Source organism: Pantoea graminicola (assembly GCF_048452665.1).
GTDB lineage: Bacteria > Pseudomonadota > Gammaproteobacteria > Enterobacterales > Enterobacteriaceae > Pantoea.
Genome location: NZ_JBLWSJ010000012.1, coordinates 28,299 through 45,013, shown reverse-complemented (window position 1 = coordinate 45,013; position 16,715 = coordinate 28,299). Strand labels below are relative to the sequence as shown.

Sequence of the window (16,715 nt, the reverse complement as noted above, 5' to 3'; positions counted from 1 at the left end):
TCCGGCGGGCAGTCTGCTCCCGTCTCCGTTCCGGAAACTTTCCTATGCAATCCTATAACCCGAACGCCACCGGCAGTAACGAGCCGGCTATGGTGATGCTCACCTGTTGTGTTGTGCTCCTGGTCTGCTGGCTCTTTTTTGCCGACTTTGTGCGCTGGAGCTGCTGGTTCCTTTACTGGATGTGGCGCTTTGCTGACTTCCCGCACATTCACCGCTACGCCGCCGAACGCATAAATCTGCTGGCTGCGACCGGTAATGGTGCCGAATCAGTCGGACTCAGCCAATGGCGCGATGTCATGAACCTTACTGCCAGCATTCTGTTTGTGCCTATGGTGCCGCTGGTCTCCGTGACCGGCTGGGCGCTGGCGCGTCACCCTGCGCTGGGTTTTCGCAGCCGGCGAGCAATCGACATTCACACGCTGCCCCGCGTGATGGCCACCTTCGCCCCGTCAGTAATTCCCGTTCTCTCCGGACACCGCGGGGACGGGCTCATGAACGATACCACCTCGGAAAACGCATGGGCGCTGAAGCCCGAGGAGTTTGCGGAGCAGAACGGGCTGATTAAGCGCCGCGTACTTGATCGCGACGCTGCGGCTGCCCTGTTTGATGCGCAGACAGGCCCGTCAATGACCACGCCGAACCAGTGGCAGCCGCACGAGCAGGCGCTGCTGGCCGTCTTTGGCCTGCAGGTTTTTGCCGATGACCGTAAGGCTGCCACCACGCTACTGGACGACCTGAACCGTTCGTGTATGACCCGCCGCCTGTTCCGACCCCCTGAGTTCCGGAGCGTGCCCGACTGGCAGATTGCTGAAAAGCACGTGGTGCGCGTGCTGGAAAGTCCCGGCGTGAGTGAGTGGTTGGAGACGCACGGTACGGTACGGTCCGCGCTGGCCGGACTCTATGGCCGGGACCTCCGCCTGCCGCCTGCCCGGTTCCGCTGGCTTAAGGGCTGTGATCGCACCCTGTGGTACGGGCTACATACTGCCGACACCGCAAAGGTTTTCGTAGAAGGTGCGGGCATCGTAGCGCAGGCGCGCGCGGAGCAGATGGCCGTCAGGCTTGGGCTGCAGCGTCCGCCGCTGATGACCGGCGAGGCCGTGGACGGGCTGCAGTCTGAACTTGAGTCGCTGGGCCTGGTGTATCCGCGAGACGTGCGGCTTAAACGCAAAAAGCCGCAGCGGGATATGCCATTCCCTGACGCACTTTACCTGCCCGGAGAGGGCGAAGATGAATTTTCTGACGGCGCCGATGCGCGCTGAGATAAGGAGCACACCATGACTGTTTTACGCCGGGAAGGCCTTTTTGTGGCCGAAATTGCAGGCGGCCTGCTGAGTGCGCGCCGCTACGTTACTCAGGATGAGGCAAAGTCGGATGAAAAGCCTTTTATCAGCATCGAGGCATCCGCGCCGATTTTTGTCATTCCGGTAAGGCAGACGCCCTGGTTCGTGGTGCACGGTGACGGACTCTATGCACAGAACGCGCACGACGCGCTGACTCCGCTTTACAGGGGTGAGGATGCCGCGCAGCTGCTGCGCTGCATTACTGACCTTCTGACCACTGTAGAAAGTAAATTTAGCATCAGACGGATCCTGCGAGATTACGGTCATGGCATCGCATCGGCGTTTCTGGCCGCAATACTGGTTGTCGGTGCCTCATTCGCATATGACGCTTACACATCCTCATCCACGCATCTGCTGACTACAGTGGATGCCCATCCAGTGTTTCATCCGGAAACCGGAATTGCCCGTTTCACACCGACTGAGCCAGCCGGTGTGCCGAGAATGCCAGCTCCGGGTATGCGCACTGATTCCCCGACCGGGACATCAGAGCAGACGCCGGCTTCAGTTCCTGCCGACGGCTGGAGCCTTCCTGTGAGCGTGCGCGCAGAGTTGCCCGCCCGGCTCAGTAAGGCGGCGTCACGCGGGCTGTTTACCGTACCCCTGTCATCCGGCCATGCGCGCACGATTTATGTCTTTGCTGACCCGGCCTGCCCCAACTGCCAGCGTATGGAGCGCCACATTGAAACCGCGGCCGGCACCGTCAACGTGGTGATATTCCCGGTAACGATTGAAGGGCGCGAGGATTCACTGAAAACGCTGACCCCGGTGATGGCACTGCCGGAGGCCGAACGTCCTGCCGCCTGGAAGCGGCTGTTCGCCGCCGATACGGGTGTGGGCGTGCCGGGAAGTACAGCGGTATCACCTGCTGTCTCAGACGAAAATCAGGCCGAAACGGCGCGTGGGGCTATTGGCGTCAACGAGGTGGCTTTCCGGGCTTACCGCCTGCCAGGCACCCCGTGGACGATTTCTGACGACGGTCGTTACGTGCCGCAGAGCGTGCTGAGCTCACCGGCAGCACTCACGGATTTTTTAAACGGAGGTGGCCATGACGGACAATAAGTCAGTGATCGACAGTGCACGCGTTAACCGGCATGCAGGACGTTCGTGGCTTATTGACGTGCTGAGTGAGACCGGGACGCTCGCCTGGGGGATGCTGGCTGCCGTCGTCGCGGGCATCGTCTGGCCCGCCACGCTGGTGCTGAGCCTGCCGCTGCTGATGTTCTGGGCACTGGTCGTGGGGCCCGCCGGCCGCTGGAAGATGCCGATGCGCATGCCGGCGGACATGAACCGGGATGACCCCTCCACCGAGCGTAAGGTGCCGGCGAAGGTGCTGGGCTTCCTGCCGGTGGCCACCGTGCGCATTCATACCGGCAGGGCAGCAGGTATCCTTTACGCCGGCTACCTGCGCGGCAGGGATGCTGGCCGCGAGCTGTGGCTCTCCATGGACGACCTGACCCGTCATGTACTGATGTTCGGCACCACCGGCGCCGGTAAGACGGAAACACTGCTGGGATGGGTGTTCAACGCGCTGTGCTGGGGTAAAGGGGTTATCTTTTCTGACCATAAAGCGCAGAACGACGTGGCGCTCGCCATGATGTCTATGGCCCGCCGGTTCGGGCGTGAAGACGATCTGCGCCTGATGAATTTCATCACCGGCGGGCGCTCGCGTGCGCAGGAATTGCTGGAAGACATGAAGGGGCGGCCGCAGACGAACACCACCAGTGTTTTTGGTATAGCGCAGGAGACTTACACCATCAACCTGATGGATTCCATGCTGCCGAAAACTGGCGGCAGTGGCGGAGACTGGCAGGAAAAGGCCCGCTCTATGAATCAGGCGCTGGTGACTGCACTGGTTTATAAGAGCCGCCGCGAGGGTACGACCATGTCGCAGCGGACCATCCAGTCGCACCTGCCGTTACGCAAAATTGCGGAGCTCTATGTACAGGCTGTTGAGGAGCAGTGGCATGAGGAAATCCGCGTTGCGCTTGAGAACTATCTGACCACACTGGCCGGCTTTGACCTGAGCAAGGTGAACACGCCTTCAGAATGGGACCCTGAGGCGAATCGTCAGCATGGCTATTTGATGCAGCAGTATACGCGCATGCTGAGTCTGTTTAATGACACCTATGGACATGTATTTGCGCGCGACGCAGGCGATATCGATCTGCGCGACGTGGTGCATAACGACCGCATCCTGATTGTGCTGGTGCCGGCGCTGGAACTGTCCGCTGCGGAAAGCAGCACGCTGGGCCGTCTTTACCAGTCACAGCTGGCCATGATTCTGAGTCAGGACCTCGGCGAGAAGCTGGAAGGGCGCCCGGGAGATAACATGAAGGTGCGGAAGTTTAAGGACCGCTTTCCGCTGCTCTGGATAATCGATGAGGTGGGTGCAGGCTACAGCGAAAAGCTGGGCGAGCTGGCCACGCAGATCCGCTCGCTGGGCTACTGCCTGTTGCTCGCGGGGCAGGAGGTGCAGCGCCTGAAGACGGCGGCGGGCGACGCGGTGTGGACCCTGATTGCCAACATGGGCGTACGTATAACCGGCAAAATCATGGATCCGAAAGATACGCTGGAAATCCTGCAGCTGATGGCCGGCACCGAATACCGCGCGCATATGAGCGCGCTGGTACAGCAGGGCAGCATCCTCGGCAGCGGCCTGAGCGACGACCCGCGCCTGCAGGTGAGCGAAAAGAAAAAGGTCGACGTGGAAGAAGTTCAGGCTTTGCAGGAAGGTGAAAACGTGACCCTGTTCAGGGGGCAGGTGGTTCGCGGCAGTTCGCTTTACATCGCTGACGCTGACAAGTTCACGAATGAAGCGGTGCGAATTAACCGCTTTATGGAGGTCAGTCCGCCTTCTGAAGCTCGCCTGCTGGCTGCGATGCCGTACCGCCGGCGCCGCAGTTACGTGCGGGCCGACCGGGTACAGCATATCCTGCAGGTGCTGGACGCACCGCCGGGGGCGCAGCATACGGATAAACTGGTGCTGACCGATCCGGCGCTGGCCGCAGTCTGTGAGTTTGATCTCGAATGTGAGTACAGCTGGAAGCGCCCCCCGTCAGCAGCGGTGCGCTCTTCGGTACTCTGGCGTATGGTACTGGAAAGCCTGCCCGTAAGGGGCAGAGGTTATAAGGTCCGCCTGCGTGAACCCCGCCTGATGAGCGTTTCACGTGAGGCGATTGAAAACGCCTCACAGAATTACGTGCCGCAGGCGCCCGTAAAGACGGCGTCAGCAGCTGACTGATGAAGAGGAGGAAACGACGGTGTCGGGTGAAACGCCTTATCGGCCTTATCGCACTACGGCTGCGCTACCTGCGTCCATGCCGTAATCCTTCCGTCAGCGCGGCGTTTCTGACTTCGCGGCTGTCGGACGTTTAGGACGCAGAGCGCGACGTCGCGCGTCATGAGCACAAATCCGGGCACGGCTGACGTCACAAGGTGCCCTTACAACTAAGGTTCAGCCAGCGCTGACCGATGCCCTGTATCAGCCGGCATACCGGTGACATAACACGATACCGACATACTTTCCCCTGAATTAAGCTGTTTAGCAGGGCCCTCCGGGGCCCTCTTTTTTTTACCTTCTCTGTAAAAATCCACCTTCGGTTTTTCTCTGATGTAACTGCGTGCGCTCTCTGCGCCGCATACCTCTGTAAGGAGCAAATTATGACAACCGGACTCAGTACCGGGGATGATCGCTGCCTGCCCGGCAGGGACGTGGAATATGTTAAGGGCTGGCGGCATCTTCATGCGCTGGCCTGCATGGAGGGGCGCCTGATGGCCATTGCGGCGGCTCAGAGAATCCGTGGTCATCTTACGGAAAGTGAACGTAATGAAATTTCGTTCACAGGTATTGAATTTGTCCGTGCGGGCTACAGCGTCCGCACGGCACTGGATATCAGCTGCGGGCTATTAGCCGCCAGCGTTGAGCAGCTGGCCCTGCAGGTTGATGAGCGTGAATGGATCTGGGCCGTTGACTATGAGTCTGGTGCCTGGCAGATGGAGGATGAAGATGATGATGAAATCTGCACCGGCAGTACCTGCTTTGAGGGGATCAGGTATCAACTCGTCCCCCACCGCAGCAACGCTGTTGACGCACGTGTTTATGTGCCAGAGGAGGTTACCGGAAATGGCCACTTCAGGATTACTGAGCTCGATACCGGCCGGCAGGTGGCCATACTGCCGGCCATGAATATAGCGAGAAATGTTGCCAGTTATGCAGTCTCTAATTACGGCGGATACGGTGACGTGCTCATCAGCGAAACGTCAGAAAAACCCACGCACCTGAGCGCCAGCGCATGGCTGCTTGGCTGAGAGCTTTACCCCACACAACCCACCTGAATTATGACTTTTACGCTCACCTTAAAGTCCGGATTAACAAGGAACCGAAATGAAACTGAACCCGCGAATCGTGGCCACCGCGTTGTGGCTGACCTTATCCACCGGCGCGGCCGTTGCTGCTCCCTCCATCGATGCCGGATTTTCGCCCGAAGGCAGTGCGCAGCAGCTGGTCCTGCGCACACTGGATGATGCTCATGAGAGCATCCGCCTGATGGGCTACAGCTTTACCTCCCCGGAAGTGGTGAAGTCTCTCGTCGCGGCAAAACGACGCGGCGTGGACGTCAGAGTGGTTGTTGATGAAAAAGGTAACCGCAATAAAGCCAGCCAGGCGGCGATGAATGTGGTGGTCAACGCCGGCATTCCTCTGCGTACCAATGGCCAGTACAAGATCATGCATGACAAGGTGATCATCACCGACGGACAGAACGTGGAGCTCGGCTCATTTAACTATTCACGCAGCGCAGCTGAATCAAATTCCGAGAATGCGCTGGTCGTGCGGGAAGTTCCGGCACTGGCGCAGACTTACCTGGCGCACTGGCAGTCACGCTGGGAGGGGGGAACAGACTGGCACTCTTCTTACTGAGCCCTGCCTGCACGATTAATCACCTTTCCGGCCTGCCTGTCTGCGCGCCAACGCAGTCGTCCTGCCGTTTTAAAGTTAAGTCGCTGATTTGGGGGATATGTAGTATTCTCAGCAAATTCGTATTAGAAATGCTGGAGGCCCGTATGCCGCAGACTGAAAGCCGTACTCAATCTGAGGTAAAACCTTCCCGCCCAGCGCCTCTGAGCCCCAGAGAGCGTAAAATGCGTTCCGTTGCGCGTAAGCGTGAAACACATTCTCCATTGAACGTGTTTATTCATAACAGCACCAAGCAAAAGCTGGATGAAATCTGCAGAGAGTCTGGATTGACGCAGGCAGAAGCAATTGAACGATTAATTGAAGGCAACAAAAGTAGCGATTAATGAAGGTGACTATTCACGGAAATTGATTGTGCAAACCCGTGGTGATACATTAGCTCGCAATTAAGTTCCTGGTTTGCCACGCCGAAAGGTGGCAAAAGCCTGGCGTTGACTGATTAGTGAAGGCCAGAAAAAAGAAAACCCCGATAATCTTCCTTGAGTTTGGCGACCTAGGAGAAGACTAACGGGGCTCACTGAATCTGCATAGAAGCTGTTGCTCTATGCGGGGAGTATAGTTTCATGCCCGAAAAACTGCAATACCCTCGGTGCTTACTCCTTCTGTGCAACATAAGCGCAGGAAGGCGTGAATAAGCAACTTACTGAAAACAACTCATTTTACCGGCAGGTAAAAAATCCTAATCCGGAATTTATTCCAGAGAACGGAAAGAAAACACTGCCGTTCTGCGAAAAAATCCGCGAGAAAGCGGCAGGCTTCACCCAGCGCATGGAGTTCCAGTCGCTGGTTGCTATGTCTATAGCTCGGGGGGAGCGTAAACGCCGTCCCCCGGAATTGCGTATGCGTGCACTGGAAGCCTCGCTTCAGGCGCTCTGCCATTATTTCAACCCGCTGGCCAATCGCGTAGGCGCCTCACTCACTACGATGAGTATCCGCTGCGGGCTTGCCACCGAGAAGAAACGCCTTTCAATCACCCGTTTTACCGGTGCTGTACAGTTTATGGCCCAGCTGAAGCTCCTCACTTATAACACCGAATACGATAAAGAAATTGGCTGCAATATCCCTACGGACATCACCTTTACGCCGCTGATGTGGCAGGTACTGGACGTCTCCGAGGAAGCTGTTGCGGCCGCACGTCGTAGCCGCATCGAGTGGGAAAACCGTCAGCGCGAAAAGAAGGGCTTACCACGCGCCGACGCCGGTGAGCTCATCGGCGCCGCCTGGTCATTCGTTCGTGAGCGCTTCCGGGAGTATCAGAAGTCACGGCGTGAGCATGGCATGAAGCGTCACCGCGCACGCAAAGACGCACCGCGTACCCGTAAGGACATTGAGCAGCTGGTTCGCCTGCAGCTGCAGAAAGAAATCCGTAATGGCCGTTTCTTTGGCAGCCTGGATGCGGTCCGCATGGAAATAGAGCGCCGCGTCACAGAGCGGATGAAGCTCTCACGCGGACATTACGCTCGCCTCGGTAATGACCTGCTGGTCACAACCTGACGCGTCTCTGACGCCCTCCATCTAAGACTACTGGCGCACCGCGCCGGATGACCCCTGCCCGCAATCCGGCTTCAGGAGCCGGTACCTATGCATTTCCGTCCTCCCTTTATGTTATCCGGTTGACGCCGGAGGCCCAGGCACGCCTGGACAAAGTAAATTGCACAAACATTAATCACAACAGTCCCTTACTGGTAATTCAGAAACGAGACCCGGCGCACACAATTTACCTGCGAGCAGGTCCGCAATCTGTAATCCTGAGTTATCCACATTAACCACGAGAGGGTATGTGATTTATCTTCTGCCCGGATATCGCGTTAACCACTATTCGACCTTTTTACAAACCGCGATGATCCTTTTAAAAACCCGATCTCCTTTCTCTTAAAAAGAAGTTATTACTTACCTTTAAAGATAAAACCCAGTCAGCATCCGTCCTGTGGACAGATGAATAATGTCCGCCCTTGCTGCGGACTAACGTCCGCGCCGGTTCGGATAGGACGCTTCGCGTCAGGGGTAGCACCCGTCGCAAGCGCCGGGCAGTCTCCATAGTTACAACAAACTAATCACATTACATCACGATCACAGTGCACATATCAGCATCGAGGGGTACCCACCCTGAAAAGCGCCGCCGCCCCGGCCAAAGGCCGGGATGGAGTCGCTTTTATAGATGGATGATGTAACTAGAATCAAAATCGCTGTCAGTAGTTCTGCTTTTAGCAACGAGAACACACTCGTAAGCGGCCCTTACGGCCCGCTAACGCGGAGATACGCCCCGACTGCGGCTACGCCTTGCCGTGACCACTCCGACCGCGCAAAATGGCTCCTGTGCGACTAAAAGCGGGTTTGGCTTTGCAGGGCAGAGGTATGGTTAGGCAGAACCTATCAAACCGGAACCGGCTACGCCGGGCTACCGGCGCCATGTGGCCACTTTACCCTGGCTAACATCAGCTGGCGCCTTCATGCGCTGTCGCGCATCTAAAACTGTTAGGAGATTACAAACTGGTACGGAATATCATTGAGAAAATCAGTTTCGGCCCCATCGCTCTAAAGCGGGCCATCTGGAGCGGAAAACTTGTTCCGCAGCCATTAGTGCCTGTCCCACGTTCAGCCTGCCTGACGTCAGTGGTCAGATGGGATGAATGGCTTGATATCAGCAACTTCGGTAAAACTGGCTGCATTGAATATTTCCGTTTTCAGTCTTCCGGAAGTACGGAAAAAGTCCAGCTGGCTGTTGGGGAGGTCAGCAGCCTTGTTCAGGAAGAAACGCTTGTAAATCACAGGTGCAATCTCACCGACGTGATCGGAATGAGTTCATCGAAAAAAAAAGTTTCCTCCGCAAAAGACATGGAGACGTTTGCTCAGATGTTCTGTCCTGATTACATCAAGCCGGTTACTGAATCCAGAATGAGGGAAATGATAACGTATCCCTCAGTTAAACTTGATGATATGACATTCAGCGCTTTTTCCTGGACTGGCAGAGGCCTTTACTGGAACAATGATGATGGCTCACATCATTTGTCCGCAGCACGTCATATCGCACTGCAGCTCGGAATAAACTGGCCGCTTAAGGGCAGGCTGTCGAGGTACACCCTCAGTAAGCGCGGAGCAACCTTACTCAGTAGTCGCTGGCACCTCGTGCTGATACCCTTTTCTGCCGCTTATTCCACATTCATGGATGCAATGAAAGGGGACAAATGTCCGTTCGGACTGTCAGAAATGCCGGATAACCTTCACTATTACCACGGCGTTAACAAAGGACTGAACGTGGTATGGTTAGACCGGCACGACCCTAAGGCTGAACGGGCTGCGACTGGTCTTTTAAAGGCTGGATTTCCAGATTTAGGCCGCGTTCTGGAAGGGACAATAAACGACTGTATAGAAGAAAACCATTTCGACTAAACATCACTGTCCACTTCAGCCTCAACCAGTTCTTTTCCCTGGTTATGTATATTGCCTACTTTTTTGCTGACGGGATGCCAGGTAAATGCTTTTTCCGGAACGGCTGCGTCATGAGCAATTTCTTCTGCACGCGCTGGAGAGGTTTCATTGCTGAGCCATTCACGAACGGCATCAGGCGTAATCACCAGCGGCCGCCTGTCATGTATGTCGATCATGCCCTGATTACTGGCTGAGGTGACAATCACGAATCCCTCTTTACTGTGATCCTGACCGTACGGCTGCCTGCCGATTGCGGCGAAGAAAAGCGGTTCCTTTTTTTTGTGAAAGATGAAGAATGGCTGCTTCTCACCACTTTCTTTCTGCCATTCGAACCATCCGTCAGCAGGCACGATAGCGCGGCCATGATTCCAGAGAGGCTTAAACATGCGGCCGCTCGCAGCCGTCTCACCGCGCGCGTTGATAAGTGGCTGCTTATCCCACCATTCCGGTCCGTAGCCCCAGTACACAGGATCGAGGCGCAGCGAATCTTCCTGTTCGTTTAGAAGGAGTACTTTAGTGCCTGGTGCTACGTTAAAGCGCCCGATAGGTTCCGGATCAAATGTGATTTCATCCGGTGTCAGGCCGAGTGCATCAAAATAATCATCGCGGCTGCTGTACTGCGCAAATCTTCCACACATAGTTACCTCCTGCTGTTGATGTAAGGATAGCGACGTATACTGATATCAGGAGTATTAAATGCGCCCGCGCGACGGACACTAGGTCGTTATCTGGTTCACCCTAAAAGGCTGAAAAGCTGTAAAGAATGGAGTGTTTGCATGGCCTTTCAGAGTCCGGCCCAGAACTACACTGAAACGCGCCTTAATCTGGGCGATCTTGCGCATCTTTCCCCTTACTCAACCTATCTGATGCGCAGCGACAGTAATTTTCCCGATGCCGGTATTGTTAAAGGGTCCGTGCTGGCCATCGATCGCGCGCTGATACCCGCGCACGGTCAGCTTATCGTGGCTGAGCTTGACGGGGAGCTGACGTTAAGGCGTCTGCTGCTTAATCCGGTTCCTGCCCTGCAGGCGCTGGATGCGGACGAAACTGTAACGCTGCTTGATATAAGTCAGGCATTGCCCATATGGGGTGTGGTTGCCTATGCCCTCACTGACGTAGCCGGCGTAGGATTTAATGGATCTGCAGGAGAATAGGCATGTTTGCGCTGGCCGATGCCAATAACTTCTATGCCTCGTGCGAAACTGTGTTCAGGCCCGATTTGCGAGGTAAACCGATTGTCGTTGTTTCTAACAATGATGGCTGTGTGATCGCGCGTTCGGCGGAGGCAAAGCGCCTGGGGATAAAGATGGCGGCGCCGCTGTTTCAGAACGAGCGATTTTTCAGGCAGAACGGCGTGCATGTATTCAGTTCGAATTACGAGCTGTAGTAAGTTAAGTGGAATGCAACATTGGCTGAGTAAACTTTGAACAGCGAAACTGCTGACAAAGGTGAACGCAATGCTGATCCCGCCGGATGACCACGTCCTGTTACTGGCAGAGAGCTGGCTGAAACTGCTGTCCGACCTGGGGCGTGCGCCAGCAACGCTCACAGCCTACCGCAGTGCCCTACACCATTATTTTTCGTTCTGCAGCCAGAACAGTATCGAACCTGAAAAGGTCCGGTTTGAAGACCTGGCCGCCTACATCAGCCCCTAGCTGCCCGGCATGCTTTTACCTGCGGCCAGCGCCACGCTCCAGCTGCGCCTGTCGGCGATCCGTCTCTGGTATGATTTTCTGGTTTATCAGGATATATGCAGTTTCAATCCGCTACCGCGTGCGGGTTTACCCGGGGCCATCTATACCGGTCGGGGATTGGTCCCGCGTATTACCCGATTACCCGTAATACCTGACAATGAGCAATGGCTGCGATTTCTGAAACATGTTTCAGATGCCTCTCTGCGCGACCGGCTGATGCTTGCGCTTGCTTATTTTGGTGCACTTCGCCGGGCAGAGGTCACAGCCCTTACGCTTGAGGATATTGACCCTGCTCATCGCCTGATCCGCATTCGCGCAGAAACAACGAAAAGCCGGCGGGAAAGGGTTGTATGTTATGGCCCGGACGTGACGCCGGTACTGGCAAACCATCTCCGGCAGCTGAAGCAGGCCGGCCTGAAACAGGGTGCGTTGTTCTGCTCATTTTCTGATCGTAATTATGGTGCGCCTCTTTCTGTGTGGAACTGGAGTAAAACCGTACGCAGATGGGCTCTGGATGCCGGGCTTCCACACATTACAACCCATACTTTTCGCCATCTTCGTCTGACCCATCTGGCACGGGCCGGCTGGAAGCTGCATGAGCTGGCGACTTATGCAGGACACAGGGATCCGCGTACCACTCAGATTTATATTCATCTGTCAGGTTCCGACCTGGCTGGCCGGATAACCGCAGCCGTGGCTGAAACCGACAGAAAGGTTGCCGGGCTTATTTTTCGTGGGAGCTTTTCTGATGAATGAAGAAACGGCCAGAGTGACTTATGTGCCCTTTAAACGCACAGATTATCAACTGAGTGATGCGTTAAGCCCTGATGAAAGAGACGCAATACGCACATGCTACCGGCGGTCAGCTGCGCTCGATCAACCAGGTTCTCTGCCGTTTTTGCTGTTGCCCCTGCAGGACATAGCTTCGCGCAGCCGTATCAGTGCCAGGCTGGTCAGAATTATCATCCTTGCCGTTCTGGCAGAAACGCACCGGGCGGGGCAACCCTGCTGGATGTGGACGCAGAAAAGGTGGTTAACGCTCTGTCAGCAGCACAGTTCCGGCAGGCCTTTGCTTGTCGCCTTTGCCTTTCATCTCGGCCCGTTTCCCTCTGCGCTAAGCCTGCCAGTGCACGGTGCCCCATCGCTGTATGCCAGTGCTATCTATGGCCGGAGTATTGTCAGTCATGAACTTAACCGGCTGACAGACGTTCTGATCTCACTGGGATATGCCGGGCAGAATCAGAAACACAACCTGTCAGGTATGCTGGGTGTTCTGATGCTGATGAACAACGATCCACGTCTTGAAACATTCACGACAGAGCTGTTGTGGCGGGGGCAGAACTGCCACGACCGGGGGATCGCAAGAGTGACAGGAAAAATATCCTATGCGCTTGCTGCTATGGGAATTATAAAAAGCCCCCTGAGAATGCGTAATTATCAGGAATGGCATGAAAAGCCAACAGAAGGTATCGCGCCTGACTGGGCCCGGTGGTGCCGGAAGTGGCGGGAAACGTCGGTACTCCGTCCCCGCTCCAGAGAAACTCAGTACAGTTTTATTCTCCGCTGCGGCCTGTGGCTTGCCCGGGAAAAGCCGGAAATATGCGAGCCGTCTGACTGGACAATGGAAACCTGTGCCAGCTTTATTGCAATGGTCGGCAGACTGAAAGTGGACGGGCTGTCACTGGACACAGTTAAGGGGGGCCGGCGTTCAAACCGCTCAGGAGAGCCCCTGATGCCGAATTCCCGCAGCCGGTTTGTTTATGCCGTTCGCCGTTTTATGCTTGATTATGAAAGCTGGGGATGGGGCCGGTTAAAGTTCAGTCCGGACCGTCATCTGACCACGCCGGATACACCGCTGTTTCGTCAGGGCGTGAGTCCCCGTGTCATTGATGATCCGGTCTGGCTGAAACTGGTCTGGGCAAGCCTGAATCTGCGTCAGGAAGATCTGCTGAGCGAAATTCATTATCCCCTGACTATGCTTCAGGCTATGGCGGTTATCTGGACACATGCCGGGCTGCGACAGAACGAACTGATGCGCCTGACAATCAGCTGCGTTACTCCGCAGGCGGATGACATTCTGCAGGAAAACGGCAGCGCTATCCCGGCCGGCACCCTGTGCTATCTCAGCGTGCCGGCCGGCAAAACGTCTAAAGCTTTTGTAAAGCCGGTCTCGTCTGTTGTGAAAAAATATGTCGATATCTGGCTCAGTGAGCGACCTCAGGAGCAGGCAGCACTTACGGATGAACGCACCGGTGAAAAAGTTCGTTATCTGTTTCAGAACCGGGGTAAACCGGTGGGAAGAAATATAGTAAACCTCACTGTCATTCCGCTTCTCTGCGCCAGAGCTGGAATGTCTGCAGAAGATTCACGTGGTCCCATTACAAGCCATCGTGGTCGTGCTTCTGCCGTTACAGCACTGGCAAGTGTTGCCGGGGGTATGTCTTTATATGAGCTGATGCAGTGGTCAGGTCACTCATCCGCACAGTCGACAATGCATTATATCCGCATCCGCCCGACTCAGCTGGCAGCATCGTTCGTAAAAGCAGACAGGGTCACCCACATGATAAGCGTGCTGATTGACCATGATCCGGAAGCCGCGAGTCTGACCGGCCCCGCGACGTACTATGATCTGGGTGACTCATATTGTACGAACCCCTTCTGGAGCAGCTGTCAGCATCGGATGGCCTGCATCGGCTGCGATTTTAACCTGCTGAAGGAGAGCGCGCGCGGGCTGGTACTGGAAAGCAAAGCCTCTGTCAGACGTTACCTTGAGGACGTTCCGCTCACACCCGATGAGAGATCCATCGTTGAACAGGATGCAGAGAAAATTGAACAGGCTCTTAAAAGATTATCCCTTAAACCCGAATGATAAAACGGTCCGATTTTTGTTTGTGCCAGAAGCAGATATTGCTGCTGTGTTAATCGCTGCGGATAATCTTAATCACCGAATCCTTAACCAAACCGCACGCCGTAGCACCAAAAAATATGCCGGATGTTCAGCCTGGCAGGCTGAGGCCTCCGTTTTAAATACTGTGTGCCTAAGCATATATCGGCTATATCAACATCCTCAATGCGCTGTATATGAGAAAAAGAGCAAGAAGAGAGTTAATCAGCCGGGTGTGCCTGTAAAAAACGCGCTGAAAAAGATGCCCCGCCAGAGCCCATGTCATGTGACCAATATTGCCGATTATGGCCAGAATAAGGCTGACCATAAATATCACTGAAGATTCGTGTGTGTACGGCAGTACAAACGCAGAAAGAGCGGTAATGGCATAAAGGATTATTTTTACATTTGCAAACTGCAGCCAGAAACTGCTCCAGAATCCCATAACATTCTGGCTTCCGGTTACATCATCAGAGGTGCTGGTCGCAATCCGTAACGCCAGCCAGAGAATATACGCTGCACCCGCCCATGCCAGCCATTCGGTCACTGCCGGCAGTACCTTAACCAGTGTCAGTGCGAAGATACCACACAGTACCATGACCATCAGAAAACCTGCCCCCATTCCTGTCAGCACGGGCAGGCTGCGCTTTATGCCGTTTCCGTTTACCGAATTCAGTATAAGAATATTGTTGGGTCCTGGTGTAAGCGCTGTAATGAGTGTGTAGGTCATAAAAGCACTTATTACTTCGTGTGGCATCAGTATTACCTCTAGTTGAGTCTGATTTTATTCTGTAATTCGCTGACGAAAAAAATTAGACATCCTGTTGCATATTTATTACTCGCGGGCATTAACTTTCCACGGCTACCCGTTACACGATTTCCCGGAATGCTCAATTTTCACAGTTATCGTATGCCTAATACAGATCATGGGTTTAACGTCATTCCGCGCATGTTCCAGCGCTATGGAGTGAAAGACTGCCGGGGACGAGGCGTTTTCGGCCGGATTACAGACAGGGTTCTGCCGCCGGGTCAGTCTTCAGGTGGATCGGTATGAATCTGCAGTATTGGATCAGTGCAGACAGGAAATATCCTGCGACGGAATTCTGCATGCGTCCTGCAGAATAGCCACCTGAACGCTTCTGACCGCGGCATGTATAGCATTACTACGCGCGGCTTCATTGGCAAACGGAAGAAAGGCGTGCAGCTTGAGAAGCAACTGATCGCAGGTGACGGGGCTATTCTCATTAAGCAACAGCATAACGGCTTCACCCATTACTGTATGGAAAAGACTGACTTCTTCTTTGTACATATTATACCTGCCGGTCGTGGACGCGCTGCCTGAAATCAGCGCGGGGATAGATAAAATTGAGACAAGGCTTTTGTATTCCGGAGTTCCGGAAAAGCTTTAATTTTATATTTCAGTAACGGGGCTGCTGATAACGGCATTCCTGCTGGCTGAAGGTTAAGTTTACCGCTTACGCTTGTTATTCCGTGGATACCTTTTATCATTAAGCTCAGTTATAGGCGGCTCCGACTGATAGCGACAAAAATAAAAGCCACAAAAATTCTCTTTGACCGCCTGCAGGGCGGTTTTTTTTTCGTGTATCGCTTCAGTCAGGCAGGTGAACAGCATCCGGTTGCTTACCAAAGCGTCTGTCACCATCACAGCAAAAAATTTTCGGGCGGATCATAATACTGTGTTCAGCTTTACCGGAATACGCTGGAGTGCAGAGCGTACAGACACCGGGATGTGTCTTTAGTTTTCAGCACCCAGCCTGAACGGGACAACAGTGCATCTGTAGCGGTAATACTGGCCGTAACAATCGCGATCAGAGGTTTGAGCTGCACACCGTCCTCACCAAAGCATTCTGCTAAATCGGTTTCTTTAATGAAAAATACCGATGTTTTTGTGCCAGTTTTTATGCATGAATGCCACTGTTGGTCGTTCAGGATTCCGGATCGAATGCCAGTGAGTGACATGGCGTGTAAGGCATGCCGGATGCGAAATAAATCATCCTCTTCCAGCAGGTTTCCCCTGTTTGCACGCCAGAGATACGCCAGCTTGCCGGAAAGATTTGCCCGCTCCCCCTGCGTCTGGCCCTCATTCAGCAGCCAGTTAATATCTTCGGCCAGTTCCCGGCAGAAGAGGCGTTTCTTCCGTGCCGCCGCCAGCCATCTGCAGAGAAAGATATTTTCCTGAATGGTGGATTTAACCACGCCATCACTTCTCGCCAGACCCAGGGCAATAAGTCCGCACCATGCGAAGTGTGCAATATCTGTGTCAGATGCAGTCATAAATGGCCTGAAATGAAATTACCGCTGAATAATACATTTTTTTCTGAGACCTTTTCCCATACTGCTGTAAGGTCATTTTGACCGGTTCCGGAATAAGCTGA

The 16,715-nt window shown here is 54.6% G+C and carries 17 protein-coding genes and 1 pseudogene; 14 read left to right on the top strand and 4 right to left on the bottom strand.

The features are described 5' to 3' along the window. The first annotated feature begins 44 nt into the window (after positions 1 to 44). From ACNY69_RS20480 to ACNY69_RS20440, 9 genes are all read left to right on the top strand, one after another. On the top strand, positions 45 to 1,259 hold the full coding sequence (locus tag ACNY69_RS20480; protein WP_418799933.1) for a secretion/conjugation apparatus DotM-related subunit: 1,215 nt from the start codon (positions 45 to 47) through the stop codon (positions 1,257 to 1,259). 15 nt (positions 1,260 to 1,274) lie between these two features. Next, on the top strand, positions 1,275 to 2,399 hold the full coding sequence (locus ACNY69_RS20475; protein WP_418799931.1) for a thioredoxin fold domain-containing protein: 1,125 nt from the start codon (positions 1,275 to 1,277) through the stop codon (positions 2,397 to 2,399). Further along, positions 2,386 to 4,581 carry an F-type conjugative transfer protein TrbC gene (trbC, locus tag ACNY69_RS20470; RefSeq protein WP_418799928.1) on the top strand — a complete coding sequence of 732 codons (2,196 nt, stop codon included), beginning with the start codon at positions 2,386 to 2,388 and terminating at the stop codon, positions 4,579 to 4,581. Before ACNY69_RS20475 ends, trbC begins: the two co-directional genes overlap by 14 nt. 530 nt (positions 4,582 to 5,111) lie before the next feature. After that, a complete protein-coding gene (locus ACNY69_RS20465; RefSeq protein WP_418799925.1) occupies positions 5,112 to 5,648 on the top strand; it encodes a hypothetical protein in 537 nt (178 codons plus the stop codon). 76 nt (positions 5,649 to 5,724) lie between these two features. After that, entirely contained in the window at positions 5,725 to 6,258 is a 534-nt protein-coding gene (locus ACNY69_RS20460; protein ID WP_418799922.1) for a phospholipase D family nuclease, read from the top strand. Between the two features lie 143 nt (positions 6,259 to 6,401). Continuing rightward, entirely contained in the window at positions 6,402 to 6,638 is a 237-nt protein-coding gene (gene repA, locus ACNY69_RS20455; RefSeq protein WP_128085380.1) for a replication regulatory protein RepA, read from the top strand. Positions 6,639 to 6,875: 237 nt separating this feature from the next. Next, positions 6,876 to 6,947: a RepA leader peptide Tap gene (gene tap / locus ACNY69_RS20450; protein ID WP_107320606.1), complete on the top strand. Its 72-nt coding sequence runs from the start codon at positions 6,876 to 6,878 to the stop codon at positions 6,945 to 6,947. Continuing rightward, positions 6,940 to 7,806 (top strand): plasmid replication initiator RepA, encoded by an 867-nt coding sequence (gene repA, locus ACNY69_RS20445; protein ID WP_418799919.1) that lies wholly within the window; start codon positions 6,940 to 6,942, stop codon positions 7,804 to 7,806. The genes tap and repA (ACNY69_RS20445) overlap by 8 nt, the downstream gene beginning before the upstream one ends. 1,119 nt (positions 7,807 to 8,925) lie before the next feature. Then, entirely contained in the window at positions 8,926 to 9,702 is a 777-nt protein-coding gene (locus tag ACNY69_RS20440) for a DUF6685 family protein (RefSeq protein WP_418799916.1), read from the top strand. Here the strand turns inward: ACNY69_RS20440 and ACNY69_RS20435 are convergent. Beyond that, positions 9,699 to 10,379 carry an SOS response-associated peptidase family protein gene (locus tag ACNY69_RS20435; RefSeq protein ID WP_418799914.1) on the bottom strand — a complete coding sequence of 227 codons (681 nt, stop codon included), beginning with the start codon at positions 10,377 to 10,379 and terminating at the stop codon, positions 9,699 to 9,701. The genes ACNY69_RS20440 and ACNY69_RS20435 overlap by 4 nt on opposite strands. 138 nt (positions 10,380 to 10,517) lie before the next feature. On the opposite strand from ACNY69_RS20435, the gene ACNY69_RS20430 reads away from it, so the two are divergent. From ACNY69_RS20430 to ACNY69_RS20415, 5 genes and pseudogenes are all read left to right on the top strand, one after another. Beyond that, entirely contained in the window at positions 10,518 to 10,895 is a 378-nt protein-coding gene (locus ACNY69_RS20430; protein ID WP_418799912.1) for a S24/S26 family peptidase, read from the top strand. Positions 10,896 to 10,897: 2 nt separating this feature from the next. After that, positions 10,898 to 11,125 (top strand): annotated as a pseudogene (locus tag ACNY69_RS20425) (Y-family DNA polymerase); the annotation flags it as partial. A 73-nt stretch (positions 11,126 to 11,198) separates the two neighbouring features. Then, positions 11,199 to 11,396 (top strand): hypothetical protein, encoded by a 198-nt coding sequence (locus ACNY69_RS21690; RefSeq protein ID WP_472826297.1) that lies wholly within the window; start codon positions 11,199 to 11,201, stop codon positions 11,394 to 11,396. A gap of 9 nt (positions 11,397 to 11,405) precedes the next feature. After that, complete coding sequence (locus tag ACNY69_RS20420; RefSeq protein WP_472826298.1) at positions 11,406 to 12,191, top strand: tyrosine-type recombinase/integrase; 786 nt, start codon at positions 11,406 to 11,408, stop codon at positions 12,189 to 12,191. Further along, on the top strand, positions 12,184 to 14,304 hold the full coding sequence (locus ACNY69_RS20415) for a tyrosine-type recombinase/integrase (protein ID WP_418799909.1): 2,121 nt from the start codon (positions 12,184 to 12,186) through the stop codon (positions 14,302 to 14,304). Before ACNY69_RS20420 ends, ACNY69_RS20415 begins: the two co-directional genes overlap by 8 nt. A 184-nt stretch (positions 14,305 to 14,488) precedes the next feature. Here the strand turns inward: ACNY69_RS20415 and eamB are convergent, their stop codons facing one another. The 3 genes from eamB to ACNY69_RS20400 form a co-directional block, all read right to left on the bottom strand. Beyond that, positions 14,489 to 15,076, bottom strand: a complete 588-nt coding sequence (gene eamB, locus ACNY69_RS20410) for a cysteine/O-acetylserine transporter (RefSeq protein WP_418799906.1) — start codon at positions 15,074 to 15,076, stop codon at positions 14,489 to 14,491. A 312-nt stretch (positions 15,077 to 15,388) separates the two neighbouring features. Continuing rightward, positions 15,389 to 15,628 (bottom strand): hypothetical protein, encoded by a 240-nt coding sequence (locus tag ACNY69_RS20405; RefSeq protein ID WP_418799903.1) that lies wholly within the window; start codon positions 15,626 to 15,628, stop codon positions 15,389 to 15,391. A 398-nt stretch (positions 15,629 to 16,026) separates the two neighbouring features. Next, positions 16,027 to 16,614, bottom strand: a complete 588-nt coding sequence (locus ACNY69_RS20400) for a DUF2913 family protein (RefSeq protein ID WP_418799901.1) — start codon at positions 16,612 to 16,614, stop codon at positions 16,027 to 16,029. Positions 16,615 to 16,715: the final 101 nt, after the last annotated feature.

Bases quoted from the DNA above. Each gene is read 5' to 3' on its own strand.
- ACNY69_RS20465 (WP_418799925.1), top strand. From the start codon at position 5,112: ATGGCCATTGCGGCGGCTCAGAGAATCCGTGGTCATCTTACGGAAAGT.
- ACNY69_RS20460 (WP_418799922.1), top strand. From the start codon at position 5,725: ATGAAACTGAACCCGCGAATCGTGGCCACCGCGTTGTGGCTGACCTTA.
- ACNY69_RS20475 (WP_418799931.1), top strand. From the start codon at position 1,275: ATGACTGTTTTACGCCGGGAAGGCCTTTTTGTGGCCGAAATTGCAGGC.
- ACNY69_RS20405 (WP_418799903.1), bottom strand. From the start codon at position 15,628: ATGTACAAAGAAGAAGTCAGTCTTTTCCATACAGTAATGGGTGAAGCC.
- ACNY69_RS20430 (WP_418799912.1), top strand. From the start codon at position 10,518: ATGGCCTTTCAGAGTCCGGCCCAGAACTACACTGAAACGCGCCTTAAT.
- trbC (WP_418799928.1), top strand. From the start codon at position 2,386: ATGACGGACAATAAGTCAGTGATCGACAGTGCACGCGTTAACCGGCAT.
- eamB (WP_418799906.1), bottom strand. From the start codon at position 15,076: ATGCCACACGAAGTAATAAGTGCTTTTATGACCTACACACTCATTACA.
- ACNY69_RS20480 (WP_418799933.1), top strand. From the start codon at position 45: ATGCAATCCTATAACCCGAACGCCACCGGCAGTAACGAGCCGGCTATG.
- ACNY69_RS21690 (WP_472826297.1), top strand. From the start codon at position 11,199: ATGCTGATCCCGCCGGATGACCACGTCCTGTTACTGGCAGAGAGCTGG.
- ACNY69_RS20400 (WP_418799901.1), bottom strand. From the start codon at position 16,614: ATGACTGCATCTGACACAGATATTGCACACTTCGCATGGTGCGGACTT.
- ACNY69_RS20415 (WP_418799909.1), top strand. From the start codon at position 12,184: ATGAATGAAGAAACGGCCAGAGTGACTTATGTGCCCTTTAAACGCACA.
- repA (WP_128085380.1), top strand. From the start codon at position 6,402: ATGCCGCAGACTGAAAGCCGTACTCAATCTGAGGTAAAACCTTCCCGC.
- ACNY69_RS20435 (WP_418799914.1), bottom strand. From the start codon at position 10,379: ATGTGTGGAAGATTTGCGCAGTACAGCAGCCGCGATGATTATTTTGAT.
- ACNY69_RS20420 (WP_472826298.1), top strand. From the start codon at position 11,406: ATGCTTTTACCTGCGGCCAGCGCCACGCTCCAGCTGCGCCTGTCGGCG.